Origin of the sequence: Streptomyces sp. NPDC012466 (genome assembly GCF_042955215.1) — a bacterium.
Classification (GTDB): Bacteria; Actinomycetota; Actinomycetes; order Streptomycetales; family Streptomycetaceae; genus Streptomyces.
Genome location: NZ_JBIBEQ010000008.1, coordinates 437,499 through 463,204, shown reverse-complemented (window position 1 = coordinate 463,204; position 25,706 = coordinate 437,499). Strand labels below are relative to the sequence as shown.

Annotated in this window: 23 protein-coding genes and 1 pseudogene; 7 read left to right on the top strand and 17 right to left on the bottom strand. The window is 72.6% G+C overall.

Annotated features, from left to right (window positions below; translation table 11 throughout):
- Positions 1 to 57: 57 nt before the first annotated feature.
- Together ACFY9E_RS29575 and ACFY9E_RS29570 are read right to left on the bottom strand one after the other, a co-directional pair.
- A complete protein-coding gene (locus ACFY9E_RS29575; protein WP_390989047.1) occupies positions 58 to 957 on the bottom strand; it encodes a hypothetical protein in 900 nt (299 codons plus the stop codon).
- Positions 954 to 1,346 (bottom strand): hypothetical protein, encoded by a 393-nt coding sequence (locus tag ACFY9E_RS29570; protein WP_390989045.1) that lies wholly within the window; start codon positions 1,344 to 1,346, stop codon positions 954 to 956. Before ACFY9E_RS29570 ends, ACFY9E_RS29575 begins: the two co-directional genes overlap by 4 nt.
- 195 nt (positions 1,347 to 1,541) lie before the next feature.
- Between ACFY9E_RS29570 and ACFY9E_RS29565 the strand changes: the two genes are divergently transcribed.
- The 5 genes from ACFY9E_RS29565 to ACFY9E_RS29545 all read left to right on the top strand — a co-directional run bounded on the left by ACFY9E_RS29565 (position 1,542) and on the right by ACFY9E_RS29545 (position 7,810).
- Positions 1,542 to 4,406, top strand: coding sequence for a CHAT domain-containing protein (locus ACFY9E_RS29565; protein ID WP_390989043.1), 2,865 nt, complete (start codon positions 1,542 to 1,544; stop codon positions 4,404 to 4,406).
- 487 nt (positions 4,407 to 4,893) lie between these two features.
- A complete protein-coding gene (gene rpmF, locus ACFY9E_RS29560) occupies positions 4,894 to 5,064 on the top strand; it encodes a 50S ribosomal protein L32 (protein WP_390989042.1) in 171 nt (56 codons plus the stop codon).
- A 7-nt stretch (positions 5,065 to 5,071) separates the two neighbouring features.
- Entirely contained in the window at positions 5,072 to 6,259 is a 1,188-nt protein-coding gene (locus ACFY9E_RS29555; protein ID WP_390989041.1) for a GTP-binding protein, read from the top strand.
- A gap of 74 nt (positions 6,260 to 6,333) precedes the next feature.
- Positions 6,334 to 7,161, top strand: a complete 828-nt coding sequence (locus tag ACFY9E_RS29550; RefSeq protein ID WP_390989040.1) for a class I SAM-dependent methyltransferase — start codon at positions 6,334 to 6,336, stop codon at positions 7,159 to 7,161.
- A 229-nt stretch (positions 7,162 to 7,390) separates the two neighbouring features.
- A complete protein-coding gene (locus tag ACFY9E_RS29545; RefSeq protein WP_390989182.1) occupies positions 7,391 to 7,810 on the top strand; it encodes a transcriptional repressor in 420 nt (139 codons plus the stop codon).
- Positions 7,811 to 7,911: 101 nt separating this feature from the next.
- Here the strand turns inward: ACFY9E_RS29545 and ACFY9E_RS29540 are convergent.
- The 12 genes and pseudogenes from ACFY9E_RS29540 to ACFY9E_RS29485 all read right to left on the bottom strand — a co-directional run.
- Positions 7,912 to 8,145: pseudogene (locus ACFY9E_RS29540) on the bottom strand (metal ABC transporter solute-binding protein, Zn/Mn family); the annotation flags it as partial.
- Positions 8,146 to 8,371: 226 nt separating this feature from the next.
- Complete coding sequence (locus ACFY9E_RS29535; RefSeq protein WP_390989038.1) at positions 8,372 to 10,129, bottom strand: ATP-binding cassette domain-containing protein; 1,758 nt, start codon at positions 10,127 to 10,129, stop codon at positions 8,372 to 8,374.
- On the bottom strand, positions 10,126 to 11,865 hold the full coding sequence (locus tag ACFY9E_RS29530; protein WP_390989036.1) for an ATP-binding cassette domain-containing protein: 1,740 nt from the start codon (positions 11,863 to 11,865) through the stop codon (positions 10,126 to 10,128). The genes ACFY9E_RS29535 and ACFY9E_RS29530 overlap by 4 nt, the downstream gene beginning before the upstream one ends.
- Positions 11,862 to 13,088: a SagB/ThcOx family dehydrogenase gene (locus ACFY9E_RS29525; RefSeq protein WP_390989034.1), complete on the bottom strand. Its 1,227-nt coding sequence runs from the start codon at positions 13,086 to 13,088 to the stop codon at positions 11,862 to 11,864. The genes ACFY9E_RS29530 and ACFY9E_RS29525 overlap by 4 nt, the downstream gene beginning before the upstream one ends.
- An 11-nt stretch (positions 13,089 to 13,099) precedes the next feature.
- Positions 13,100 to 14,479, bottom strand: coding sequence for a YcaO-like family protein (locus tag ACFY9E_RS29520; protein WP_390989032.1), 1,380 nt, complete (start codon positions 14,477 to 14,479; stop codon positions 13,100 to 13,102).
- Positions 14,476 to 15,957, bottom strand: a complete 1,482-nt coding sequence (locus ACFY9E_RS29515) for a CocE/NonD family hydrolase (RefSeq protein ID WP_390989031.1) — start codon at positions 15,955 to 15,957, stop codon at positions 14,476 to 14,478. Before ACFY9E_RS29515 ends, ACFY9E_RS29520 begins: the two co-directional genes overlap by 4 nt.
- Positions 15,954 to 16,808 (bottom strand): hypothetical protein, encoded by an 855-nt coding sequence (locus ACFY9E_RS29510; protein WP_390989030.1) that lies wholly within the window; start codon positions 16,806 to 16,808, stop codon positions 15,954 to 15,956. Before ACFY9E_RS29510 ends, ACFY9E_RS29515 begins: the two co-directional genes overlap by 4 nt.
- Before the next feature lie 91 nt (positions 16,809 to 16,899).
- Positions 16,900 to 17,013: a streptamidine family RiPP gene (gene amiA / locus ACFY9E_RS29505; RefSeq protein ID WP_240797855.1), complete on the bottom strand. Its 114-nt coding sequence runs from the start codon at positions 17,011 to 17,013 to the stop codon at positions 16,900 to 16,902.
- A gap of 56 nt (positions 17,014 to 17,069) precedes the next feature.
- Positions 17,070 to 17,891, bottom strand: coding sequence for an ATP-binding cassette domain-containing protein (locus ACFY9E_RS29500; protein WP_390989028.1), 822 nt, complete (start codon positions 17,889 to 17,891; stop codon positions 17,070 to 17,072).
- 20 nt (positions 17,892 to 17,911) lie between these two features.
- Positions 17,912 to 18,919 (bottom strand): iron chelate uptake ABC transporter family permease subunit, encoded by a 1,008-nt coding sequence (locus ACFY9E_RS29495; protein ID WP_390989026.1) that lies wholly within the window; start codon positions 18,917 to 18,919, stop codon positions 17,912 to 17,914.
- Entirely contained in the window at positions 18,916 to 20,070 is a 1,155-nt protein-coding gene (locus ACFY9E_RS29490; protein WP_390989181.1) for an iron chelate uptake ABC transporter family permease subunit, read from the bottom strand. The genes ACFY9E_RS29495 and ACFY9E_RS29490 overlap by 4 nt, the downstream gene beginning before the upstream one ends.
- Before the next feature lie 77 nt (positions 20,071 to 20,147).
- The gene (locus ACFY9E_RS29485) at positions 20,148 to 21,125 is read right to left on the bottom strand and encodes an ABC transporter substrate-binding protein (protein WP_390989024.1); all 978 of its coding nucleotides are present in this window, start codon (positions 21,123 to 21,125) and stop codon (positions 20,148 to 20,150) included.
- Positions 21,126 to 21,210: 85 nt separating this feature from the next.
- Between ACFY9E_RS29485 and ACFY9E_RS29480 the strand changes: the two genes are divergently transcribed.
- Positions 21,211 to 22,404 (top strand): hypothetical protein, encoded by a 1,194-nt coding sequence (locus ACFY9E_RS29480; protein WP_390989022.1) that lies wholly within the window; start codon positions 21,211 to 21,213, stop codon positions 22,402 to 22,404.
- Between the two features lie 332 nt (positions 22,405 to 22,736).
- Here ACFY9E_RS29480 and ACFY9E_RS29475 read toward each other — a convergent pair whose 3' ends face one another.
- Complete coding sequence (locus tag ACFY9E_RS29475) at positions 22,737 to 23,564, bottom strand: SAM-dependent methyltransferase (protein ID WP_390989021.1); 828 nt, start codon at positions 23,562 to 23,564, stop codon at positions 22,737 to 22,739.
- 261 nt (positions 23,565 to 23,825) lie between these two features.
- The gene (locus ACFY9E_RS29470) at positions 23,826 to 24,035 is read right to left on the bottom strand and encodes a DUF2180 family protein (protein WP_344456402.1); all 210 of its coding nucleotides are present in this window, start codon (positions 24,033 to 24,035) and stop codon (positions 23,826 to 23,828) included.
- Positions 24,036 to 24,836: 801 nt separating this feature from the next.
- Between ACFY9E_RS29470 and ACFY9E_RS29465 the strand changes: the two genes are divergently transcribed.
- On the top strand, positions 24,837 to 25,181 hold the full coding sequence (locus tag ACFY9E_RS29465) for a hypothetical protein (RefSeq protein ID WP_390989019.1): 345 nt from the start codon (positions 24,837 to 24,839) through the stop codon (positions 25,179 to 25,181).
- Between the two features lie 88 nt (positions 25,182 to 25,269).
- Here the strand turns inward: ACFY9E_RS29465 and ACFY9E_RS29460 are convergent, their stop codons facing one another.
- Positions 25,270 to 25,644 (bottom strand): hypothetical protein, encoded by a 375-nt coding sequence (locus ACFY9E_RS29460; protein ID WP_390989017.1) that lies wholly within the window; start codon positions 25,642 to 25,644, stop codon positions 25,270 to 25,272.
- Positions 25,645 to 25,706: the final 62 nt, after the last annotated feature.

The following is a 25,706-nucleotide window of genomic DNA, read 5'->3' as shown; positions in this document are numbered from 1 at the left end:
AGATCATCCCACCGGTCAGCCAACGTGACAGTGCCGCCGGGAAGCAGGGCGCCGCGATCAGACGGCGCCCGGCGGATCACGGTGTGGATCGGGCGGCGGATCCTTGCGCAGGGTGGTGGTGATGGCGTCGCCGACCTCCCTGGTGAGGGCGGGCCGTTCGCCAGTCAGGCCGAGTTCCTGGGCCAGGGTGATGGCGTGCAGGTCGACGGTGGCCTCGACGAGATCGGCGAACACCGCCGTCGCCGAGCGGCCCCGGATCCATGCCGTGGCCGCGACGACCGCGGCGGCGCACAGCGCCGGCCACCACCAGGCGCCCAGCAGCAGGTACAGCGCGGCCCATCCGGCGAGCCCGAAAGCGGCGCCGTAGGCCTCGCGAGCGGAGAGGAGTTCGGCCCGGACCGCATCGGGCACCGTCAGCCAGAGCCGGGGCCAAGCGGCGCCGAGCTCCAGGCCGTAGGCGTCATACACCCGCTGGTCGGCCGCGTGGAGGCGGTCGCCGATCCAGGTGGGCCGCCGGGGGCGGACGAGGGCGATGGCCTCGCGCCGTTCCATGGCCCTGGCGAGTTCGGCGCGGGTCCCGGCCGCCTCGCACGCCGCGTCAGCCCGCTGCCAGCGGTGGACGCGGCGCCGCACGAGAAGGCGCCCGGGCCACCGGTCGCCCCGACTGGTCCACAGGCACTCCACGACGACGGCCGACGCTCTGGCGCACATTCCGGCCAGCGTGGCCGCCGCCAGCACACCGGCGGCCACGAGGAGGATCGCACCGGCGCTGGACGCTCCTGGGTGGGCGGCCAACCGGTCGATGGCGAGCTGAAGTTCGGCCGGGTCCAGGGCGTGGGCGTGTCCCAATACGACGGCGGCGGCCACACCGGCGAGGTAGACCACCCCGGGCAGGAGGAGCAAGGCGAGCCACTTCTCGGCGGCCTTGCCGGCGAGGGCGGACAGAAAGGTGGTCACAGTCGGGCCCGGCCATAGACGAAGGGACGGCCAGTCATCGCGCACATGGGGGCCTCCGGGTACAACTCCGCACTCGACAACCGCTCGCAGGGGTAGGCGGCTGGACAGATCCACCGGTGCACCACCGGACGGCCGACGCTGTTCCCCGGCAGAGTCGGCAAGCCCTTCGCCGCCCTGGTCACGATGCCGAAGCCGGCCGCGGCCATCCGTTCGTCCAGGGTGTCCAGCCGACGCTCCAGCACGGAGCGTGCCACAGGTTCGTCTCCGCGCAGCGCCGCAAGAACAGCCCCGACGAGTTCCGCCGCGCCCGCCTCACGCGCCGCCTCCTCCAGCTCGCCCGCACCCATGAGTGTGCACACGCGACTGAGCCGTTCCGCGAGTTCGTCCACCGAGCGCTCCCTGCCTTCGCGACCGCCATGTCAGTTGCATGATCCCGGGGTTGGTGACTCTACGGGGCCCCAGGATCCGGCGCATCCCGCTACGGTGGTCGGCGGTGTGGCGCCAGTGTGATGCCGGGACGCCGCGGGGGACCAGAAGGAAGCAAGGAAGCGATGAGTAAATGGAAGCGCCGCAGACTGCTCTTCATGGCCGAAGTGCATGAGAGGCGGGGCACCGACCCGTCCGACGTGCTGGCCGGGCTGCACGAACTGGCGGCCGAAGATCCGTACGATCTCGAAGTGCTGCTCACTGCCGCGGAACTGCTCGCCGACCGCGCCGGCCGCAGAACCGGCACGGCGCGGGAATCGGACCTCGCGGCCTCGATCGCCCTGCTGCATCGCTGCGTTCCGCTGGTGCCGCCGGGCCACCACGACCGCGGCCGGGTCTTCAACAGCCTGGGGCAACGGCTGTTCACGGTCGCACAGGGCACGGACTCCCCCGAGCCCGTGGCCGAGTCGGTGCTCGCCTTCCGCGAGGCCGTGGCGGCGACGCCGCACGGCGACAGCATGCGCCAGGTGAACCAATTCTATCTGGTGGTCCAGCTCGGTGAGCACTTCGAGCGGAGCGGAGACCGGGACGCACCCGTCGAGGCCGTCCAGGTGGCACGCGAGGGCTACGCCACCGTCCCGCCCAGCGACGAGCTCCGCCCCATGTTCCGGACGGCCCTGATCACCTCGCTGCGGCATCTTGCGGGCGCCACCGCACACGTCGAACCGCTCCAGGAAGCCGTCGACCTCGCGCGCGAGGCGCTGTCCGAGGCCAGCAGCACCTCCGACCGTGCCGGGGCACAATTCGATCTCGCACGCGCTCTGAGGGCACTGCACGACGCGACGACGGACACGCGACTGCTGGTCGAGGCGGTCGACGTGAGCGAACAGTGCCTTGCGGCTACACCCGCGCGCGATCCCGGGTTCAACACCCGCCGGACACGCCTCGCATCCGCCGTCAGGCTGCTCGCCCAGGACCGCAGGGACCCCGACCTGATGCGCCGGGCCATCGACCTGATGCGGGCGACGATCGAGACACCGTCGGCCGCCGACGAGCACGCCGACACTCTCATCGACCTCACTCAGTCGCTGGCTTCCCTGCATACCATGACCAACGACCAACTCGCGCTCAGGGACGCGGAACTGACCGCCCGCACAGCCGTGGCCGCCGCCCCCGACCCCGGCCCCTGGCGCACAGAGGCACAATTCACCCTCGCCACGGTCCTGTTGTACCGCTCCAGCGTGGACGCGCGCGGTACGGACGCCGTAGCACTGCATGAGGCGCTGGGGCTGTTCCAGCACGTGGCGGCTGCCACACCGCCCGACCACCGGGAACGTGGCGATCGCCTGTGGCATCTGGGCGTCACCCTGCGCGACCTGGCCAGGCACGGCGACGGCGACACCGCCGCGTGGCGGCGCCAGGCACGGCATGTCTTCGCCGAGGCCGCGTCCGCCGCCGGACCGCCCAACGTACGGATCAAGAGCTTCCAGCACCTGGGCGCCATGGAGGCCGCCCTCGGCGACCCGCACGCCGCGCTCGCTGCCTACGAAGCCGCAGTTGCCCTGTTGCCGCAGCTCACCCCGGACTGGCTGTCCTACATGGGCAACGTCATCGCACTCAGGCAGATCGAGGGACTGCCGGACGGTGCCGCTGCCGCCGCACTGGAGCTCGGCAGACCGGAACGGGCCCTGGAACTTCTGGAGTTGTCGCGCGGAATCCTGCACGGCCGGACGCTGGAGGCCCGTGACCTCCGGCTGTTGCGGCACCGGGCACCCCAGCTCCATGCCGAGTTCCTGCGGCTGCGCACCGTCCTCAACGCCCCTGCCCCTGCCCGTGACGGGAACGACGGGAACTGGGACGACCTGATGAGCCGGATCCGGAGCCTCGACGGCATGGCAGGCTTCCTGCGGGCGCCCTCCGTCCAGGCGCTGCGCCGCCACGCCGATCAGGGCCCCGTAGTGATCGTGAACGTCACCGAGCGCCGCTGCGACGCACTCATCCTGCGGGCGGACGCCGAACAGCCCGTCCTGCCGGTCCCGTTGACCGGCCTGACCCAGGCCGACGTCATCGCTCACCTCCTGCGCCTGACTCGTGCCGTCTTCGTCGCCCCGAACGACCCGTCGCTGCTCACCCGTCGGGACGCCCAGCGGGACCTGGACGAGATCCTGCGCTGGCTGTGGGACCGCGTCACCGCACCCGTGCTCGACGCGCTGAACCTCACCGCCCCGTCCTCCGATACGCAGCCCCCGCCCCGCATCTGGTGGTGCCCCGTCGGCCTGATGGCGTACTTCCCGCTCCATGCCGCCGGCCAACACGACAGCGGCGGGAAGGCGACGGTGATGGACCGGGCGGTCTCCTCTTACACCACCACCGTGCGCGCCTTAGCCGCCCGGACCAGTCCCCCGGCGGCCGGTACGACCCCGCAGACGCTGGTCGTGGCGGTGCCCGACGCCGAGAACGCCCCCTCGCTGCCAGGCGCGGCGGCAGAGGCCGCGGCCCTCACGGAACTGCTGCCGAACGCCCTGGTCCTGTCCGGCGCGCAGGCCACGTACGAGAACGTCGTCCGCGCGCTGCCCGCCCACCCCATCGCCCATTTCTCCTGCCACGGCCTCACCTTCTGGGAGAACCCCGGCGCCGGCATGCTGCTGCTCCACGACCACCTCACCCGACCGCTGACCGTGGAACAGCTTTCCGCCATGGAACTGCCCTACGCGGACCTCGCCTTCCTGTCCGCCTGCAGCACCTCCAACACGCACCCGGGCAACGCCGACGAGGCACTGCACATCACCGGCGCCTTCCAACTCGCCGGATACCGGCGCGTCATCGGCACCCTCTGGCCGGTCAACGACACCACCTCGATGGAGATCACCCGCGCGACCTACACCGACCTCACCCGCGGCGGCAGCCTCCCACCCCGCACCGAACTGTCGGCCCAGGCGCTGCACCGGGCCGTACGCGCCCTGCGTGACCGGTATCCGGCCAGCCCCTCACTGTGGGCCGGGTATGTCCACGTCGGTCACTGAAGGGGTGCCCGTACCCGCAGCTTCACTGCCGGCCGCCCGCAGGACGGTCAGGGCCCGGTTTTCATGGGCTCCGGTACAGACGCCCAGCTCCCCGCTGTCGAGGAGGCGGCCCGCGGAGGATGTGCCGACCGACGGTACGAAGGCCCATGTCAGGCGGACCCGCTGCCCCCGGCATCGTGCGCGGTGTTGATCGGCCCGCGGGCGAGTCCTCCATCGGCCCCAGGGGTGGGCTGTGAGCGCGGCCTCCGCCGCGGGGCGGGTGGGACGTTTCTGCACCGGCGCCAGGCGCCATCCTTGAGTCCGCGGCAAGGTCGCGGACCGGAAGAATCCCGCTCGGCCCCTACACACCCTCCCAGATCGCGCTCGGCGTCGGCGGCGGCCCTCTTCTGGTCAAACCCATCATCCGGCCCGGGTGCGCAGAGCGTCAATCGTAATGACATCCATTTTCATGTATGGTGGCGCACGCCGCTCGTACTCGGAGGTCCCCATGGCCGTGCCCAAACACAAGATGTCCCGCAGCAACACCAGGCACCGTCGCGCGCAGTGGAAGGCCGTGACGCCTGAGCTGGTGACGGTCACGGTGGACGCGGTTCCGTACCGCGTGCCCCAGCGGCTGGCCGAGGCTTACGAGCGCGGTCTCCTCCGCCCCGAAGGCTGATCGCCACATGACCAACGTCTCCTCGCAGCGTCTGCCCGTCACCGTCCTGTCGGGGTTCCTCGGTGCCGGCAAGACCACCCTGCTCAACCACGTCCTCACCAACCGCGAGGGCCTGCGCGTCGCCGTCATCGTCAACGACATGAGCGAGGTCAACATCGACGCCGCCCTCGTACGCGGCGGCGAGGCGGCGCTGTCGCGGACCGAGGAACGCCTGGTCGAGATGACCAACGGGTGCATCTGCTGCACCCTGCGCGACGATCTGCTGGAAGAGGTGGACCGGCTGGCGCGCGAGGGCCGCTTCGACTACCTCCTCATCGAGTCCTCCGGCATCTCCGAGCCCATGCCGGTGGCCGCCACCTTCGCCTTCGCCCGCGACGACGGCGCCACCCTCGGCGACCTGGCCCGGCTGGACACGATGGTCACGGTCGTGGACGCCGCCAACTTCCTTCCGGAACTCGCCGGCGGCGACGAACTCGCCGAACGGGGCCTGGACCAGTACGAAGACGACGAACGCACCGTCAGCGACCTGCTGATGGACCAGATCGAGTTCGCCGACGTCATCGTCCTCAACAAGCTCGACCTCGTCGACGCGGCGTCCGTCGACCGGCTGCGGGCCACCCTGGCCCGCCTCAATCCCGCCGCCCGCATCGTGCCGGCCGTACGAGGCCGCGTGCCGGTCGGAGAGATCCTGGGCACCGCCCGCTTCGACCTGGAGCGGGCACAGCAGGCTCCGGGCTGGGTCAGGGAACTCAACGGCGACCACGTGCCCGAGACGGAGGAGTACGGCATCTCCTCGACCGTCTTCCGCTCCGCGGCGCCCTTCCATCCCGGGCGGCTGTGGACGTTCGTGACGGAGGCACTGGACAGCGGCGCTCACGGGCAGGTCCTTCGGTCCAAGGGCTTCTTCACGCTGGCCAGCCGGCCGCGCGTGACGGGACTGTGGTCCCAGGCCGGTTCCGTGGCACGCTTCGAACCCTCCTCCGCGCGAGACACCGACAGCCCGTACGCCCAGGAACTCGTTTTCATCGGCACCGATTTGAACGCGGAATCCCTGCGGGCGGCCCTGGCCGACTGCCTCATGCGGGAAGACGAGGCCCCGCCCGCCACCGATCCCTTCCCTGCGTGGGACACCTACGGTTTCGACGAGAGCTGCGCGCACGAGCACGACCCCCTCACCGCCGTGACGGGGCACTGAAGCTCCGGGCCGGCCGGTGGTCGCAGCCACGGCACCGTCCGGCCCGGTACACACCCGTGTCAGGGAGGCCGCTCATGGACAGGGAAAAGCCGCGCCTGGGAACGGTGCAGGAGACACTCCTCATCCCGCTGTACGCCCGCGCGGTGGAGAACCGCAAGGAACACGCCCTGCTGAGGGACGCGCGGGCCGAAGAGATCGTCGCGTCGATCGACTACGACTTCGGACGCTTCGACGACCTCCCCAGCCTCACCGGCGCGCTGCTGCGCACTCTCCTGTTCGACCGATGGGTGACGGACTTCCTCTCCGAGCACCCCGACGGAACCGTGGTGGAGATCGGCACCGGCCTCAACACGCGTCACGAACGCGTGGACAACGGCCGCGCCCGGTGGTTCGAACTCGACCTGCCCGATGTGATCGCCCTGCGGCGCACTTTCTTCACGGACACGCCGCGCCGGACGATGATCGCGGCCTCGGTGACGGACGAGTCATGGGCCGTCGAGGTGGCCTCGCGCACCGACGGGCCGTGCCTGTTCGTCGCGGAGGCCGTACTGCCCTACTTGCACGAACCCGATGTGCGCCGGGTCGTCGACCTGCTCGCCGACCGCTTCCCCGGTTCCCTGTTGGCCCTCGACACCGCCGGCCCGGGCTTCTTCGACACCCAGGAACAGCACGACGCCCTCAGCAAGGTCGACGCCCGCATGCACTGGAACTGCCCCGACCCGGCCGGACTGGCCGACTGGCGCCCCGGGATCGGCGTGCTGGCGTCACACACCCTCACCAGCCTCCCCGGCCCCCTGCTGGCCGAACTTCCGTTGCCCTACCAGCAGATGGTGTCCGCGATCGCCGCGCAACGCCTGCCCCAGGCCGAGGGCTACCGGCTCAACCTCCTGCACCTGCCCTGACAGCCGACGACGGCGCTTCCTGGGGAGGAAGCGGGCGTGAATGAGTCCCAGCACCCGGCTCTCGACACCCCGCGGACGCTCGAACCCTGGATGGTGAACACGCACCCTGCCCCCAACCTCCCAAGCCCTCGACTTCTTTGACTCCGTGATGGAAATGATTACCGTGTGCGTCATCACTTGGAGGTGGGCAGCCCTGCGCGAAACATCAGCCACACACCTGCCGGCGCCGTTGCGCACGACACGGCAACGGAAGGCCGTCCTGAGCGCCCTGCATCAGCGGGCCGGCTTCACCTCTGCCCAGGAGCTGCACGAGGCGATGGAGGCCGACGGCATCACCATCGGCCTGACCACGGTGTACCGGACCCTGCACGCCCTGGACCGCTCCGGACAGCTCGACGTCGTGCGGGAGAGGAGCGGAGAACGGCTCTACCGGCCGCGACCCGCCGACGGACACCGCCACTACCTCGTCTGCCGCGACTGCGGCCTCAGCACGGAGGTGGAGGCGGACACGGTCGAGCGATGGGCCGAAAAGGTGGCCGAGGTCATGGGCTTCGCCGAGGTCGAGCACACGGTAGAACTGAGTGGCGTGTGCGACCGGTGCCACTTCACCCGGAACACCACACCGGCCCTCACGGACCGGCACGCCTGAACTCCCCCCGCCCCGACGGGCGGACGAGTTCTCAGCCCGGTCGTCACCCTGCCGCGCCGGCCGCCCGGCACCGTGCTCATGCCCCTGCTCAGCGTGGTCTCGGCCGTCAGGCCGAAGGAATGCGGGTCGGCGTTGGGTTTCATCAGCACGCTGACGTCGGCCTCCTGCCCGACGATCTCCCGGGTGACGTCACCGAGGATGTCGGTCGTCACCACGATCCGTGGCCGGTCGTCGTCGCCGCTCGCGCAGCCGGACATCGCGCCGGCGAGGACGAAGAAGCTCACCAGGGTCAGCACCGGGGCGCGCGCTCGCACCGCCCCCCACGCGACGCTCATCGGCCCGGCCCCACCATCAGGGACGGCCGGACGTCCAGGTGGAACGTGCGGGCGACACGGAGGGGCGGCCCCGGTGCGTCGACGAGTGAGTGCGGCAAGAGCCTGTCCGTCAGCGACGCGGCGAGCGGCGAATCCGCCCTCGGTCTCGGACACAAGGGCGCATACACGTGGGACTCCTCCCCCTGCCAGCCTCCCCCTGCCCGGACCCCGGGGCGCCGTCCCGCGCTCAGGAGGGGGTGGTGAGTACGCGGTTGAGCGCGCTGCCGGGGCGGCTGGTGAGGTCCTCCCAGGTTCCCTCTTCCGTGATGCGGCCCTTCTCGAGGACGGCGATGCGGTCGGCACGGCGGATGGTCGCCGGCCGGTGGGCGATGACGATCGTGGTGCGGCCCTCCTCCCGCAGCGCGGCGGCGAGCTGGGCGTCGCCGGTGTTGTCCAGGTGGGCGGTGGACTCGTCGAGGACGAGGACGCGCGGGCGTACCAGCAGCGCACGCGCGAGGGCTATGCGGGCCCGCTGTCCCCCCGAGAGCGTTGCGCCGCGCTCCCCGACGAGGGTGTCCATCGCGGCGATCCGGTCGACGCCGCACCGGCGCGCTGCCGTGGCGAGCAGGTCGTCGTCCGCTTCGGGTGCGGCGAGCCGCAGGTTCTCGGCGAGAGTGCCGTGGAAGAGGGGTGTCTCCTGTCCCACGAGGACGACCGCCCGCCGTAGTTCGGGGTCGCTCACGTCCCGGATGTCCACGGGGTCGCCGTGGGCGGACACCAGCTGGACCGCTCCCTGGGAGGGGTCCCAGAACCGGGCCAGTAGGTGGGCGCAGGTCGACTTGCCTGCTCCCGAGACACCGACCAGGGCGAGTGTCCGACCCGGGGGGACGGTCAGGTCGACGCCGTCCAGCACGGGCTGTCCGCCGTAGTCGAACCGCACGCCGTGCAGCCGGACACCCAACGGGCCGGGCGGCAGGGGACGGGGAGCGGGGGGCGGTGGGGCGAGAGCGGGGGCCTTGACGGCCGCGCCGACGCGGGCGGCCGCGGCGCGCAGTGCCACGGCCTGGCTCAGGGCGCGGGCCGACTCCGCGACCGGTCCGAGGACGGACAGGGCCAGGGCCATCGCCGCCGGGGCCCATGCGCCGTGCAGCCGTCCGGAGGTCACGGACTGCGCCGCCGCGGTGACCACGCCGAGGACGGCGGCCACGATGAGCAGGTCGCGGACCGACGCGGCGACCGCCTCCCAGGTGGCCTCGGCGCGCTGGGCGTCGCCCACCTGCCGTCCCCGCTTCGCCAGTGTGCGGCGGCGTTCCGCGAGCCGGCCGAAGGCGAGCAGTTCGCGCAACCCGTCGACGGTCTCCACCGTGTCGGCGGACAGCCTCGCCACGGCCGCCCGGGTGCGTCCGCCGCGTGCCGCGCGCTCGCGCGCGTCTGCGAAGGGTGCCGCGGCGAGCAGTGCCGCGACCGGGAGTACGGCCACCAGCAGCCACGGTTCCACCACGGCGAGGACCAGGGAGCCGCCGGTGAACACCGTTGCCGACGCCAGCAGTTGGGCTGTGGTGTGAGCGTAGAAGAATTCCAGCGCCTCCACGTCGGCCATGGCCGTGGCGGCGAGGTCGCCGCTGCGCCGGCCCGCGATGCGGGCGGGCGCGCTGCGGGCGAGTCCGTCGAAGACGCGCACCCGCAGTACGGCCAGCACCCGGTAGGCCAGGTCGTGCGAGAGGTCCATCTCCCGCCAGGTCGTCAGGGCGCGGACGAGGACCAGGGCGACCAGTGCGGTGACGGTGGCGGCCGAGGGGGCTCGCCCTTCGATGACGGCGGTACCCACGGTGTGCGCGGCCAGGGTCACCAGCGCGACGAGGGAGCCCTGTTCGAGGAGGGCGGCGGCGCAGGTGCGGGCCGTCATGGCGCGGTGTGCGGCGAGGGCGGGGAGGAGGGCCCGCAGTGCGCCTCGCGCGGGTACGTCCGCCGCGGAGGGTGCGGTGGCGGTGGTGACGGTGCTCATGCGGCGAGTTCCCCTCGGTGGGCGCGGCCGGCGTCGACGAGCCGCGCGTAGACGCCGCCGGCTTCGACCAGGCCGGCGTGCTCGCCGACGGCGTCCACCCGCCCTTCGTCGAGGACGATGATGCGGTCGGCGTGCCGGACCGCGGCCAGCCGGTGGGCGACCACCAGGACGGTCCGGCCGCTCGCGGCGTTCATCAGTTCCCGGAGGATGTCCGCTTCGCGGCGCTCGTCGACCGCGCTCGTGGCCTCGTCGAGCACCAGCACCGGGGCGTCAGCGAGCAGGGCGCGCGCGAGGGCGAGACGCTGGCGCTGGCCACCCGAGAGGGTGGCGCCGCGCTCACCGAGGACGGTGGCGTAGCCGTCGGGGAGGGCGGCTATCTCGTCGTGGACTCCGGCGACGCGTGCCGCCCGGGTCAGGTCGTCGTCCGTGGCGCCGGGCCGGGCCAGGCGCAGATTGTCGGCGATGCTGGCGTGAAAGAGGTACGTCTCCTGCGACACGACGGCGATGCCCTGACGCAGCGAGTCGAGGGTGTACTCGGCCGTGGGGCGCCCGTCGAGCGTGATCCTGCCTTCCTGCGGGTCATGGTGGCGCAGGAGCAGGGCCAGCAGCGTGGATTTGCCCGCGCCGGAAGGGCCGACGATCGCCGTCGTCCGTCCCGCCTGCGCGCTGAAGGAGACGCCGTCGAGGGCCGGCGCCCGTGTGCCGTCGTAGGTGAACCGGACGTTGTCGAAGCGCACTTCGGGCGGGGTCGTCCAGTGGGCGGGGGTCTCTCCGGTGCCGGAGACGGCCGGCTCGGCGGTGCGCAAAGCCGCGAGGCCGTCCGCGGCCGACACGCCCAGGTATCCGGCGTGCCATTCGCGGGCCAGGTCGCGGACCGGCCGGAAGGACTCGGAGGCCAGCAGCAGCACCAGATAGGTGCCGGTCGCCGTGGTGGATCCGGTGACGGCCGACCAGCACGCCAGGAGCGCGGCCGCGGCGGTGCCGCCCTGGATGGCGAGGTCGGTGATGGCCGTGTCGACCAGGGACACCCTCAGTTTGGCAACGGTCGCCCGGTGCAGCGCGGCGGACCGCTCCTCCAGGCGTGCGCGGGTGCGCCCGACGGCGCCGGCGGCACGCAGGGCGGGCATGCCCTGGAGCGCCTCCAGGTAGTCGGCGCCGAGCCCTTCATAGGTGTCCCAGTGCTCCTTGCCGCGGGCGGCCAGGAGCCGGTCCCAGGCGCGCGGACCGGCCAGGGCCAGCAGCAGGGCGGGGACGAGGCCGAGGAGTGCCCACGGTTCGACCACGGCCAGGGCGGCCAGTACCAGGGGCGGCACGGTGAGGGTGATCAGCAGTTGGGGCAGGTAACGGGAGACGTAGGCGTCGACGCCCTCCACCCCGTCGACGAGGGTGGTGCGGACGGCTCCGGCCCTCGCGGTGGTCAGGTGGGCGGGCCCCAGCCGGCCCAGGTGGGTGAGGAGTTCGTCCCGCAGGGCCACCCTGACCCGGGCCCCGGCACGGGTGGCGGTGCGCCGCTGCCACAGGGCGAGCCCGGCGCGGGCGGCGACGACGGCGAGCACCGCGGCCAGCAGCCACGGAAGCCGGCCGGTGTCGCCGCGGGCCAGGTGGGCGAGCGCGAGGGCCAGCAGTGCGGCCTGCGCCAGGTGGGTCAGGGTGACGGCGCCGAGCAGGAAGGCGGACGCGAGCAGGGGGCGCCGGGCGCCCCTGGCGGCGCGGAGCAGCTCGGGGTGGACGATCACGTGGTGTTCTCCTCGTCGGCGTGGCGGGTGCCGAGGGCCAGTGCGTGGACGACCCAGTCCCGGCCCGGGGCGGCGCCGAGGGCGGCGCCGAGGTCCGCCTGCTGCCACGAGCCGACGGGCCGAGCCGCCAGCCCGTGGCGCAGGGCGGTGACATGGGCCAGGTGGACGGCGAAGCCGGCCCGCAGGTGGGCGCGGCGGATGTGCACGGCGTCGGCGTCCGCGGGGCAGCCGTGGGCGAGCAGGACGGCGCCCGCGTCCGCGATCCACGTCTGGCCCGCGGCCCAGGCCGCGAGGGTCGGGCGGGCCTCTCCCGCCGCGTGCCGCCGCAGGGTCGTGCCGTCGGCGGACAGCACCATCAGGGCGGGTCGTGGCGGGCCCACGGCGGCGCACCAGCGCAGGTCGCCGCCGCCCGGCCGTGCGGCGGTCGTGAGGACCTCCCGCAACGCGCCGGTGACCGCCCGTTCCGCAGTGGTGAGGACCGCCAGCAGCGCGTCCTGGGACGGGGCGCCCGGCAGAGGCGGTGGGGTACTGCGGCGCGCCAGCAGTTCGGCGGGGGTGGCCGAGCCCCCCGGCGGGTCCAGGACGCGGGCGCCACCGTCCGGGTGCGCCTGGCCCCGCCCGCCCTCCTGGTGCACCGGGCCGCCCCGCCCGCCGGGCGGCGGGATGTGCACGGCGGCCAGTGGGCTCTCGGCGAGACCGTCCAGCCGTACCTCGGGCTCGTCCGTGCCCAGCGCGCGGGCCGCGAGGAACAGGGCCGCGGCGGCGTGCCCGGTGTCCAGCAGCAGCAGCGGCCAGGCGCGGTGGCCGTAGTGGGAGACCGTGCGCCGTGCGGTGACGGAGAGTTCGGCGGTCACGCCGGGCGGTGTGCCCTCGGGTTGCCGGCCGAGGCGGTGGACGCGGTGCCGCAGCGGGTCGTAGCCGTAGCGGCCGGGCGGCAGGGAGCAGCCCGCGCCCACGTGCAGTTCGGCGTCCACCGGGTGCAGTGCACCGGCGGAGGACACGGGCCTGAGGCGTCCGGAGTCGTCCGCCGCGCGGAGCGAGTGGCGCAGCAACGCCCCCAGGTCCAGGGCGGCCGGGTCCGCCGGCGGGAGGGGGCACGGCGGTCCGGGCCAGGCCCGGACCGCTCCCCCGGCGGGTGTGTCGGGTCCGGGTGGCTCCGGGGAGCGGGCGCGAGCGAGGGCGGCGACGAGGTCCACCGGGCGGTCCTCGCAGAGGTCTTCCACGGGTGCGGCCCTCACATGTGCGGCGGAGGCGCCAGCGTGAAGTCCTCCGGCGCGCTCGGCGGGCTCGTGCGCCACCCCCGGGCGACGGCGGCCTCGGCGAGGCGCGGGCAGCCGAAGTAGCCGAAGGCGGCCGGGGCGTTGGGCAGCAGCCCGGAGACGAGCACCCGGGCGACACGCAGGGGGGTCTCGGCCACGTCCTCCGTGGTGAGGTCGAAGGTCATGACACGGTGGCCGCCCGCGTGCAGCGTGCTGTCCAGCCGATGCCGGCTGCCGTGTTCGACCTCGTCGAGGGACACGGTCCCGAGCGCCGGCTCGGTGAACCGCCTGGCCTCGGCGGCCATCCTCTCGTCCAGCCACACCTGCACATGGGCGCCCAGGTCCCTCACGTGCTCGAACTGCTCACCGCACACGTCGAGATAGCGGCCGTCGGCCCGGTGGTCCAGGTACAGCCCGCGGGCGAGCAGCCCGGCCTCCACGGCCTGGAACACCCAGCCGCCGGAGCCGGTCAGGCCCTGGGTGAAGACCCAGGTGTGGACGGCTTCCAGGACGGCCTTGCGGGCGGCTTCGGCCGGGTCGTACTTGCAGGCGAACCCAGCCGCGTACAGGCCGAGGCGCGGGTCGTGCACGAGAGCGGCCATGCAGGGGGCGAACTCCGAGTACATCTCGACGATGTGGACGTCGAACGCGGACCCGGCGAGGTCCTCGGCGAGGCCGGGCACGCTCGCCGGGTCGATGCCGCGGGCCGGGCCGTCCAGATGCCACCACAGTTCCAGGGCGTCGCGTTCGACGATCTCCAGCAGGCCGCGTTCGACGGCGTCGTCGAGACCTTGTCCCGTGGCGATCCCGGCGTAGTTGAGGTGGTGGGTGCGGGGCAGCTCGCGCAGTTCGCCCTGGCGCCAGTTGAGGTGGGTGAGCGCGACGGGCGCCCAGACGTCCGCCGTCAGTCCGCCGGGCAGCAGTTCGGTGCCGCGCGTCCACAGGGCCGGGGTGTCGGGGGTGAGGGGGCGGTAGGGGAACTTCTCCCGGGCGTACTGCCAGTCGCCGTACGCGGGCAGGTCCCCCGGGCCGTAGAGCCGCAGGCCTTTGCCGGCCAGTTCGGTGGCGGTGGCCCGCACGGGGGCCTCGGGGTGGCCGGGCGGCGGAACGCGGTTGCCGCAGTACCGCTCCACCCCTTCGGCTATCGCGGCGACACGGGCTTGGCCGGGGTCGCCGAAGGTGGTGCCGAGGGAGACCCGGTCGGCGGGCCACAGGCCGTGTCTGCGGGCGTCGGATATCTCGGCCGTGAGCGCGGTGTAGCGGGGCGGGGCGCCCGCGGGGTGCTCGACGGGCTCGACCTTGCGGACGATGCCGCAGACGGGGTCGACGAGTGCTTCCAGCGTCAGCGTCGTCATGTCAGGATCTCCTCCGCGGGGTCGACAGGGGTGGGGCGGGACGGGAGCACAGGCAGGCTCAGCACCACGCTGTCCGGATCGATCTCGCGTCGGGAGGCGTGCAGCCGGCCGGCCGTCACCGGGTCCTCCCCGGTGTGCGGGTTGCGGGCGTGGGCCGGGAAATGGTGCCCGGCGATCTCCAGGCGCAGCCGGGTGCCGGCGCTCAGCCGACGCGCGATCCGGCCGAGGCCGACGGTGAACGCGGCCTCGCGGCCTGCCCGTTCGTCGCGCCGGACGATTCCGACGGCGAGTCTCTCGGCGACCCCTTCCGGTGGGAGGGCGACCAGCCGAGCGGCCCAGTCGGCGGACGGTGTGTGGGCCGTGGCCCGCAGGTGCACGCTCACGGGGCCGACCACGTCGAGCGGACGCGGGAGCGGCGGGGTGACCAACAGGCAGCGGTCGGGCGGACCGTCGGTGGGGACGGTCAGATCGTCGGAGCGGACGGGCCGGCCGGGATCGGCGGTGAACGCGGGCCCGTGCAGCAGCCGCGGCCGTCGGGTGCGCGGTTCGCCCTCCGTACCGGCGGGCAGCCACAGATCGGATCCGCCCAGCGCCTGGGAGCCGTGGCGGCCGGGGACCAGTGCGCCGGCCAGGGCGCGGCGGGTCCAGCGCACGTACAGCTCGCCCAGGTTCACCCGGTGGGCCGGGCCGGCGTCGGGGCCGGGTGTGGAACCGAGGCCGTGGCCCCAGGGGCCCAGCAGCAGCCGCGCCGAGGGTCCGCCCCAGGCGTGCCAGAGTGCGACGGTGTCCTCGGTGAAGTGGTCGTGGTGGCCGCCCACCGCGAGCAACGGCATGGTGGCGTGCGCCGCCCGCGCGATCAGGCGTCCGCGGTCGCGGTGCCGCCACAGGCCCGCCCAGGAGGGCAGCCCGCGGCCCAGCCGTTCGGGGAGGCCGGTGAGCGGCAGATGGGTGAGGAGACCGGGGTCCGCCGTGAGGGCCTTGCCCAGCGCGCTCTCGTCCGAGTCCGGTCGGTCACCGTGGGCGGCCCACCATCCGGCGCGGGACAGCAGCCGCTCCACGCCGGACGCCTCGCGTGCCGTCTCCGCCAGGCCGAGGGCGGGTACGGCCGCGAGAACGGCGTCGGGCCGGGCGTCCTCGGCCACGTCGAGAGCGAGGACGAGGGCGCAGTGGGCCGCGTAGGAGGCGCCGACGGCCACCAGCCGGCCGTCGCTCCACGGCTGGCGCCGGATCCAGCGGACGGCCGCCGCGCCGTCGGCGGCTTCGTTCGCGTAGGGGTGCCACTCCCCCGGTGACGCGAACCGGCCGCGCACGTCCTGGACGACGGTGGCGAATCCGCGGCGGGCCCAGCCGCGCGCCTCGGCCCGGTGCCGGGTCCGGTCGTAGGGAGTGCGCACCAGGACGGCCGGGAAGGGGCCGTCGCCGGCCGGGAGGAGCACGTCGGTGGCGAGTTCCTCCACGGTCGCGTCGAGCGCTGTCATCCGTCCTTCTTCGGCATCGGTGCGACGTCGGGCACCGGGAGGACGGGGTGTTCGGTGACCGTCAGCGTACGCAGGTCCACGCGGCGGAGGCGGCGACGGGCCGGGAGGCCGGCCGTGTGCGAGGCGCCGGTGGCCCACCGGCCGAGATCGTCCGCCAGCAGCGCCGCGAGCAGCGTGGCGGCGGGCGGGGCGAGCCGGACCGGCGCGCCGGAGGTACGAGGTCCGCTCCAGTACGCGGCCAGTTCGCGGTGGGCGGGGGTGGCGGCGAGCCGGCGGGATCGGACGTGCGCCGAGGTGACGTCTCCGGGAGCGGCGGCCACCGGCTCGACGTACGCCTGCCAGCCCTCGCGGTGGCAGCGCAGCCACGCGACGCCGTGGTCGGGCAGGGTGTCGGCGGCGTCCCACAGCCCGTCCGGCACGGGTCCGTCGAGGCACCACACGACCGCGGAGGGGTCCGAGTCGAGCAGGTCCTCGACGCCCACCGGTGATCCGCCCGAGGCGGTGACGGTCTCGGTCGTGAGAGGCCTGGCTCCCAGGGCGGCCAGCTGCGCGGCGAGCGGTTCGGTCAGTACCGGGTCGCCGAGGATCCGGATGTCCCGGCGAGCGGCGGGCCACCGCGATTCCTGCGGCCCTTCCGCCAGATAACCTGCCTCCTCGAACGCCCGCACCACACGATCGAGTCCCTCGCCCACCGAGCCCGTCGTCACGCCGGTGAGCCGGGAGAGCAGAACGTCTTCGTCGGCACTCCCTGTCCTGACACTGAGGAACTCCCCTTCCTGGGTCCGGACGGCGAGCCCTCGCCCGGGCACGGCGACGACCTCGACACCGGCGACGAGTCGGCTGCGGGACACGGCGATCCTCCTGACGAAAGGTGGGGGATGGGCGTGGGCCCGCCCGGAAGGCAACGGGCGGGCCCACGGTCGAGGGTGGCCGGACCCTCGCTTACTCCTCGTTGTCGTCGAAGGGGTTCTCGACGAGCGCGTTGGAGTGGGAGGCCGAGGCGTGGGCCAGCTGACCCTGGTCGGCGATCGGCGTGAAGATCTGCTCGTTGTCCATGAACTCTCCTTGTACATCCGGGAGTTAAGGCGTTCGAGTGAGCGCCGTGACACACGTTAATGAATTTGATTTTCATATTCTAGAGCTGGGAGGGGGTGATCTGGGTAACACACCGGCCAGCCTCCCTCGGGGTCCCGACCGACCCGTCCCGCCACCTTCAGCACGTCCGCCAGCAATCCCGGGGTCACCACCTCGCCCGGTGCTCCGTCGGCCACCACACGGCCGTCGCGCAGGGCGACGACGCGTTCGGCGAACCGGGCCGCGTGGGCCAGGTCGTGCAGCACCATCACCACGGTGAGCCCACGTTCCTGACGCAGGCGGACCACCGTCTGCAGCACGTCGAGCTGGTGGTGCAGATCCAGGTAGGTGGTCGGCTCGTCGAGCAGCAGGACGCGCGTGTCCTGGGCGAGCGCCATCGCCAGCCGGACCCGCTGCCGCTCGCCTCCGGACAGCGCGTCGACGTCACGGTCGGCCCACTCCTCCACCCCGACGTCCCGCAGCGCCCGGTGCACGACGGGATCGTCGCCCTCGCGCAGCATGCCCAGCGGTCCGCGCGCCGCGTACCGCCCCTGGCGGACGAGGTGACGCACCGTCATGCCCGGAACGGCCGGAGCGGACTGGTGCAGCAGGGCCACCCTCCGGGCCGTGGCCCGCCGGGACAGCCGGGCGAGGTCGTCCCCTCCGAGGCGAACTCGCCCTTCGTCCGGTTGCAGCAGCCCGGCCGCCAGCCGCAGCAGGGTCGACTTGCCGCAGCCGTTCAGCCCGATGAGGGCGGTCAGTTCTCCCGGCCGGACGGTCAGGTCCACGCCCCGCAGTACAGGTCGCCCGGGATAGCCGAAGTGGACCCCTTCGACGTGGATCCCCACGGACTCGGTCATGCTCTGTCCTCGATTCGACGTCAGAACGTACGGCTCGGTGTGCGGCGCACGACGACCAGCAGCAACGCGGCACCGAGGCAGGCGGTGAGCGCCCCGACCGGCAGCGTGAGCCGTCCGGAGTCCAGCGCCAGCGCCAGCAGCCGCGAGGACAGCTGCGCCGCCGCGTCCGCCCCGCACACCACCACCGCGCCCACCAGGGCGGCGCCGGGCAGGCTCACCCGCAGGTCCGCACCGAAGACGGCCACGGCCAGGTGCGGAACGAGCAGTCCCACGAAGCCCAGCGCTCCGACGGCGGCCACCGCGCCCGCCGTCAGCGCCACCGCGCACAGCAGGGCCAGGGTCCGGGCCGGGCGAGCCGAGAGGCCGGCGGCCAGGGCGATGTCGTCCCCGCAGCGCAGCAGGGTCAACGGCCCGGCCAACAACCAGGCTGCGGCCCCCCAGACGAGGGCCCACGGCCACAGCAGGTGCCAGTGCTGCCACACCCGGCCCTCCGTGGTGCCCACCAGCCACTGGACGACACTGCCGAGTTGGCCCGGCTCCACGAGGAGCACCATGGCGGTGAGTCCGCCGAGCACCGCCGACACCAGCACCCCGTGCACGGCGGTCTGCGCGGGGTCACCGCGCCCGCGGCCGGCGAGCAGCCACAGCAGCGCGGCTCCGGCACACCCGCCCGCGCACGCGGCGAGGATCACGGCCAGGGGCGAGTCCCACCCGGCGAGCCCCAGGGCGGTCGCGGTGACGGCTCCGAGCACCGCCCCCGGGGTCACGCCCGTCACCTCCGGCCCGGCGAGGGGATTGCGCAGGGCGGACTGCAGGACCAGCCCCGCGACGGCGAGACAGGCACCGGCGACGAGAGCCACCAGCAGCCTGGGCAGGCGCAGTTGGAACAGGATATGACGCTCCGTCACATCACCGCCACCGATCAGGACGTCCCAGGCCACGCCCGGGGACATGCCGCGCCCGACCACCAGTTCCACTCCGGCGCACACGGCGGCCAGTGCCGCGAGAGCCGTGAATCGCCGGGTCACCGTACGTCCTCCGTTCTGGTCGCCCCGGAAGGGGGCGGGCAGCCGTCGTCGAGCCCGCCGTGCCCGGGCGCGTCTGCGTTGACGTCGTGCGACACCCCGGCGCGAGGGATGTCGTCCGCGGCACCGGAAGCCGCCTTCCTCGGTCCGGGCAGCGGCTCGCGCACCGCGGCCGAGGCGGCCGGCCGGCGCCGGGCCGCCCGGCCGCGACCGCCCGACCGCATCAGCGCGACCCCGGCCGGCACCCCCAGCAGGGCCGTCCACGCACCGGCCGGTGTCTCCACGGGCGCCAATGCCAGCCGGGCCGGGAGGTCGGCGACGACCACGGCGACCGCGCCCCAGACGGCGGACCACGGGAGCCAGCGCACCGCCCCCGCCGCGGGGTTGAACCACCGGGCCAGGTGCGGGGCGAGGAAGCCCACCCACGCGACGGGCCCGCACACGGCAGTCACCGGGGCGATCAGCACCACCGCGATGGCCAGTGCCGCCAGCCGGGCGCGCTGCGCGCGCACACCCAGCGCCTCGGCGTCCTCGTCGCCCAGCCGCATCACCGACAGCACCGGCGCGCACAGCACGAGCGCGGGGGCCGCGACGAGCAGCCACGGCCACAGACCCGCCACATCGTCCCAGGTCCGGGCGGACAGGGAGCCGAGCAGGTAACGGTAGATGAGCTGGAGGTCCAACTGGTCGGCCATGACCATCAGGACGAGCAGCGCGGCCTGCAAGGCGGCCGCCACCGCGGCGCCGGTCAGCAGCACCGCGGACGGACTGCGGCCGAGCCCGGCGGCCAGGAGCGTGAGACCGCCGCCGAGCGCGGCCCCGGCGATGGCCAGCATCGGCTGGACGGCGGCGGGCAGCGACAGGCTCAGCACCAGGGGCGCGGCCACCCCCAGCGCGGCACCGGACGACACGCCCAGCATCTCCGGCACCGCCAGGGGATTGCGCAGCGCCTCCTGGAGCACCAGCCCGGCCGCGCCCAGACAGGCTCCGGCAACGAGCGCCAGCACCAGTCGGGGCACGCGGAGTTCGGTGACGACGATCCCGGCGAGCGTGGTGTCCCCGTCCAGCACCGCGGCGACCAGCCGGTGCGGTGGGACGTAGGGGGTGCCGAGGCTGAGCGCGCAGACCGAGGAGACGGCCAGCAGGACGACCACCAGGAGCGGCTGCCCCCTCCGCGCGCCGCGCGACGCCCGCTGTCCGCCCGACGCGACGGGCGCCGAGAGGGGCTTCCTCACCGCAGGGCGGCCGTGGCCTCGTCGAGGACGATGCCGAGTGAGCGGGTGCCGCGGCCCTTGGCCCACACCTCCGGGTTCACCTCGTGGACGTCGCCGTTCTTCACCGCCGGGATCTTGCCCCAGAGGGGGTTCTCGGCCAGCTTCTCCGACAGCTTGCCGTCCGCGTCGCCGAAGCTCAGCGTCTCGACGAACAGCACATCTACGTCCTGGGCGAGAATCTCTTCGAGGCTGTAACTGCCTTCCACGCCACGGGACTTCCAGGGGTATTCGGCGATCTTGGGGAAGAGGCTGGCGGTCACGTCGGCCTCCGGGGTCGCGACGCCGAAGTTCTCGTCACTGCCGTAGATGATGAGAGCGGTCTTGTCGCTGGGAGCCTTCTCGGCGGTGGCGAGTTTGGTCCGGAAGGTCTTCTCGGCCTTCTCGCCCTCGGCGGTGCGCCCGGTGAGCGCGGCGAGGTCACGCAGGTACCCCACGCTGTCCTCCCACGTCTCGGGCTGCATGGCCCAGAACGTCGTGGCGCCCTTGAGCGCCGGGGCGAGCTTGCCGTGCGTGTCTCCCAGGCCGATCACGAGGTCGGGCTTGTGGGAGAGGATCGCCTCCACCTCCGGGGCGATGAATCCGCCGGGGATGACGTCGACCCCCTTGGCCTTCTCCTCCCCCAGGAAGTCGGGGTGGGCGAGCAACGCGCTGTTGGTGGCCGTCGGGACGATGCCCAGCTCGGTCAGGATGTCGTCGCAGAGTGCGAACAGGCAGACGATCCGCTCGGGTTCCTTCTTCAGAGAGACCTTGACGCCATTGGTGTCGGTCAACTCCGTGGACGCCTTGATGGGTTCGACGGTGACGTCCGTCTTCGCCGCCGGCTTGGCCTTGTCACTCGCGGGTTCTCCGGACGACGAGCCGCAGCCGACCAGAACGGAACCCACCACCGCTGCGGTGATCCAACCACGGACGAATCTCGACGGTGCGCGCAGCATCGATGCCCTCGCTCTTTCTCAGATACCGGGAACGCACCGAAGATACATGATAATCGTTTTCACCAGACCGGTTTCTGGAGGACCCATGCCCGCACCCGTTCTGCTCGTCTCCGACCATGTGGACGGATGCGTCCATGTGCTGACCGTGCCGGACGGCGCCGTCGTGGGAAGCCTGACCGGCCGTCATCTCTCCGAGCACGCCGGGTTCCTGGCGCTGCCGGGCGGGCGGGTGGCCTGCGTCGACGACCGTCGCGGGGAGCTGCTGGTACTCGATCCGTTCGCCGAGAAGCTCGTGGAACGCGCGGTCCCGGTCGCCGTGCCGGCCGAGCACCTCGCCTGCGACCCGTCCGGTCGCCGGCTGGCCGTCACCACCGGACTGGGCGAGAACACCGAACCGTGGTCGGACCTGCTGACCGTCCTCGACCTGGCCACGGGAGACACGGCGAGGGTGCGCACCCGCGTCGGCGAACCGGGCGTGACGGTGCTGGGCGGCGACGATCCGCTGGTCGTGCTCCGGCACCGAGAGCCCGGGGAGCTGGCCGTCCACAGGTTCGCCGACCTCCTCGCGACTCCGCCCGGCTGCCCCCCGGTCACACCGCACGCGGTCCTGCCGCTGCCGGACGACGGGCACGGGGACGCGCAGGCACCCGGCACGGGAGACGTGTTCGCGGCCACGGGCGAGGGAGTGCACCGGGCCCGGAGGAAGGGCGATGTACTCGTCAGCGAGGCGGTCCTCCCCTGGGAGTCGCCCGCCCGCGGCTGGTACCTCCGGCTCGATACCCGTCGACGGGCGCTGTGGAGCACGCTGCGCGGCGGCGACCCGAACCCGCTGCGCTGGCCGGAATGGACCAACCAGGCGTGGCAGCACGACCTGGAGACGGGCCGCTCGCTCCACACGGAACTAGGCCCCGGGCTCGTCTTCCGGCTGGCCCTCGCCCGGCGCCACACCGCCTTCACCCGCATCCACCCCGACGGCGACGAGCTGGTCCTCCTGGACACCGACGGCACCGTCCGCCGGATTCCCCTGCCGGCCATGGAGGGCGCTCCGCGCCGCGGCGGCACCCCCTGGGAGGGCGTCCAGCGCCGGGCAGTGGCCGCCTCACCGGGCTCCGACTGGATCGCCGTCAGCCGGGGCGGCCACGGCGAGGTGCACCTCGTCGACGCGGAGACGGGGCACGAGGTGACCCGTCTGCGGCCGGGTACTCCGCTGCACCACGGCGGCCACATGACACTGCGCAGCCGCGACGACGGTGCCGACGGTGATCCCGTGGGCCGGTGACGACGGGTTCGGGCCGCCACGGTCCGGACGGCCGGGGCGGCCAGGAGGGTTGGTGCGGCCCGGGCGGCCAGGAGGGTTGGCGCGGCCGGGGCGGGCGCTCGCCGGTATCAGGTCCCGACGAACCAAAGACCTTCGCATGCGCACATGCTCCGTCGACGGATGCCGTGCCTGCCGGGCCTCGACAGGGACAGGCGACCGGCACCGCGCCATGGCCCGCTAGCCACGTCGCCCGCGAGACCCGTCTCGGGGGGCGCCGGGACGGGTCTCGCAGCAGCAGCGGTCCGGCGGCCGAAGACGCAACCGCCCGGCGTTCGCCATCGGGGGCAACACGTCTAGGCTTTCCGGGCCAAGCCGGCGGCGATGAGGTTTTCCCAGACCGTGAGCTCTCGTCTTTCGCCACCGTTCCACGGATTGTCGGACTCGTCGGGACGCCACAAGGACGCCGGGACGATCCCGGGGTCGAGGATCTCCAGGCCGTCCAGCAGGGCGGCGATCTCCGCGTCCGTGCGCCACCGGCCGCGGCCGAACGTCTGCTGGAGGACCTTCTCGGCCTCCATGGTCTCCGGGTTGTTGCCAGAGCGGAAATGGCTGATGAAGAAGTAGCTTCCGGACGGGACCTGTTCGCGCCAGTAACGGACGATGCCGGCCGGGTCCTCGTCATCGTTGACGTGGTGAAGGATGGCGCTGAGGATGACGGCGACGGGACGAGTGAAGTCGATGATCTCGAGCGTGGCGGGGTGAGAGCGGATGCCTTCGGGGTTGCGCACATCGACCGCGACGACGCGCGTCCGGTCGTTGTTCTCCAACAGGGCGCGGCCGTGGACCAACACCTGGACGTCGATGTCGACGTAGACGACCCGGGACTCGGGAGCGTGCCGTTGCGCGACCTGGTGGACGTTGTCCGCGGTCGGAAGGCCACTGCCCAGGTCGATGAACTGCCGAATGCCGGTGGTCTTCGCGATCTCCCTGACCGCCCGGGTCAGGGCCGCGCGGTTGGCGAAGGCGATGGCCACCGAACCGGGCAGGTCGCGCTTGAACACGTCGCCGATCTCACGGTCCACGGCATAGTTGTCCTTGCCGCCGAGCAGGTAGTCGTAGACGCGGGCAATGCTGGGCCTGGTCGGGTCGATGGAAGAGCCTTCATACCTCATGGCGACCATTCTTCCCACAACAGCGGGTCCTGCGGGCCCTGGACCTTGAGGAAGCCCGTGTGCGCGGGCGGCCGCGAGCCGTGCCCGCCGGCGCTGGTCCGGCCTGCCGGGTAGGACCTTCCAGCAGGGCGCACCGAGCCGTGACCATGGCTGAGGCCTGGACGCCGCGCCCGTGACCCGGGGCGGCGTCCGAGCAGGCCAGAGCGCGTGCTCGGTACGGGCAGCGCGCATTCGGCGACCGGGGCGGGTGCGATAAGCGCACCATTGGGGTCAGTGCGCCGTCTCGGCCATGTCGCAGGTGTGGCACACCACCCTGCGCGCCGGGATACGGCCGTACGAAGCGCCCATGCCGATCTGGCGGGTGACCTGTGCCTGACGTACGCGGGCGTGGTTCTCGCAGGTAGCCAAGCCGCAGCGCGAGCACACACCGATACCGGTGGTGTCGCTGCGCGCCTCCTGGAGGCAGTCGTAGCACCTCATGTCCAACTCCGATTCAGTAGGGAGCCGGGGCGGCGGCCAGCCGACACGAACAAACTCACCCAGGCCACACACACCTGCTCAAGGAGCTTGAAAACTAGGCCTAAGATTAGACTTTGTCAAACCTAGGATCTGATCGATCGGGCCGGAGGCCGGGGATTGTCTGCTGATCTTGCTGCTGCCGTTCGGGGAGCAGCACGGCGGCGGGCGTCTGCTTCTCGCTTGAAGGCGGCGAACTGCGCGTTCGGCTCCGATGCCGATCAGGCGACTTCGTCTGCTGCCACTGTCGGTGGGTGCTGGCCACGGCGACAAAGTCACGCCGGTGGCCTGCGCCGATCGCGGCGCTGCCCTTCAGAACCGGTCATGCGGGACGGCTCTGTCACGATGCGCGGGGCGGCTGCTCGAAGCCGAGTGCGGGCACTGGGGTCCAGGCCGCAGAATCCAGGAGCGACGCCCGGGGGGGGACCCGTCTGCAAAGCGTGCCGAGGCATGGAGCACGACGCGCTGAAGATGTGTGCGGGCTGTCATCGGGCGGTGCGGTCTGCCCGTCACCGCTGACGACACCTACCTGTGCCAGACGCGCCCCCGAAGAAGTTGCTGACGTGCTGTCGGATGCGGGCGAGAGTGCCGGGTCAACGCAATGACACCCGAGGGACCGATCTGCGGTATCAGCTACTCCGGTCCCCCGTGCCGGTGCCGGACCTGAGCCGGTCTACTGGAGCTCGGCGCTTGATTGGCGACGCCAGCCCCACCCCGGGTAACGGTCCACCAGCGTAAGGAACTTGCTCGACTGCAGGACCCGTCATGGTTGGTGTCGAGCAGACCGTCGACACCAGCCAGGACGTGCTGGAGGAAGGCCCGGGCCGCATCCATGGACTGGCAGGCCACATACACCGCGTGCGGTTCACCGATCCGGGTCTTCACCTGCTCGAGCTCTTCCAGTTCATAGTCAGCCAGGATCCTGCCCGAGAGGCCGATGTGGTACGAGTACCCGTGCCAGTGCAGCCTTTCGTCGCCCGTCACAGGATCCGGCACGAGCTCCAGGGAACGGATTCGCCCTTCCAACGACGGGCGTTGTTCCGCCGGGACAAGGATGATCACAGACGGCCAGAACACGCGTTCACCTCCGATGCGACCGTAGCCGGGTGATCTTTGGAGAAGTGACGAAGCCTCCACCCGGCGACCGGGGGAGGCTTCGAACCCGGCCTCCGACGTCGCGCAGGCCATGCCCGTCCTTTTAGTTGTAGTGCGGCCTCAGGTGCAGCGAGTTGATGGGCGTCAGGTCTCGGTACTCGCCGCGTTCGGCCGCGATCGACGACGTGCAGTCGTTCGCGTTGTAACTGAGGCACAGCTCGACCACCGCGCCGTCGTACTGGTTGTTCAGCACCCAGTGGTTGCCCACCTGGTTGCTGAGGTTGTGGGCGCCGTAGGTCCAGTAGATGTGGCTCGGCGACACGGCCGGGTTCTGGTTCTGCGGGTAGATGCAGACTGCGCCGGACGGGCAGCCTGCCCAGGTGTCGGCCGGCTTGGCCTGTGCGGTGCCCGTCGCGACGACGACCGCGGTCACGCTGGCGAAGGCCAGTGCGGCGGCGCGCCTCAGCTTGGTGCGCATGGTAGGTGAGTCCTCCGCTGGGAGATGGGGTGATGACCGGAGACCTTACGGAGCGGGTGGGC

Bases quoted from the DNA above. Each gene is read 5' to 3' on its own strand.
- ACFY9E_RS29565 (WP_390989043.1), top strand. From the start codon at position 1,542: ATGGCCGAAGTGCATGAGAGGCGGGGCACCGACCCGTCCGACGTGCTG.
- rpmF (WP_390989042.1), top strand. From the start codon at position 4,894: ATGGCCGTGCCCAAACACAAGATGTCCCGCAGCAACACCAGGCACCGT.
- ACFY9E_RS29555 (WP_390989041.1), top strand. From the start codon at position 5,072: ATGACCAACGTCTCCTCGCAGCGTCTGCCCGTCACCGTCCTGTCGGGG.
- ACFY9E_RS29550 (WP_390989040.1), top strand. From the start codon at position 6,334: ATGGACAGGGAAAAGCCGCGCCTGGGAACGGTGCAGGAGACACTCCTC.
- ACFY9E_RS29535 (WP_390989038.1), bottom strand. From the start codon at position 10,129: ATGAGCACCGTCACCACCGCCACCGCACCCTCCGCGGCGGACGTACCC.
- ACFY9E_RS29520 (WP_390989032.1), bottom strand. From the start codon at position 14,479: ATGACGACGCTGACGCTGGAAGCACTCGTCGACCCCGTCTGCGGCATC.
- ACFY9E_RS29515 (WP_390989031.1), bottom strand. From the start codon at position 15,957: ATGACAGCGCTCGACGCGACCGTGGAGGAACTCGCCACCGACGTGCTC.
- amiA (WP_240797855.1), bottom strand. From the start codon at position 17,013: ATGGACAACGAGCAGATCTTCACGCCGATCGCCGACCAGGGTCAGCTG.
- ACFY9E_RS29500 (WP_390989028.1), bottom strand. From the start codon at position 17,891: ATGACCGAGTCCGTGGGGATCCACGTCGAAGGGGTCCACTTCGGCTAT.
- ACFY9E_RS29485 (WP_390989024.1), bottom strand. From the start codon at position 21,125: ATGCTGCGCGCACCGTCGAGATTCGTCCGTGGTTGGATCACCGCAGCG.
- ACFY9E_RS29480 (WP_390989022.1), top strand. From the start codon at position 21,211: ATGCCCGCACCCGTTCTGCTCGTCTCCGACCATGTGGACGGATGCGTC.
- ACFY9E_RS29475 (WP_390989021.1), bottom strand. From the start codon at position 23,564: ATGGTCGCCATGAGGTATGAAGGCTCTTCCATCGACCCGACCAGGCCC.
- ACFY9E_RS29470 (WP_344456402.1), bottom strand. From the start codon at position 24,035: ATGAGGTGCTACGACTGCCTCCAGGAGGCGCGCAGCGACACCACCGGT.
- ACFY9E_RS29465 (WP_390989019.1), top strand. From the start codon at position 24,837: ATGGTTGGTGTCGAGCAGACCGTCGACACCAGCCAGGACGTGCTGGAG.
- ACFY9E_RS29460 (WP_390989017.1), bottom strand. From the start codon at position 25,644: ATGCGCACCAAGCTGAGGCGCGCCGCCGCACTGGCCTTCGCCAGCGTG.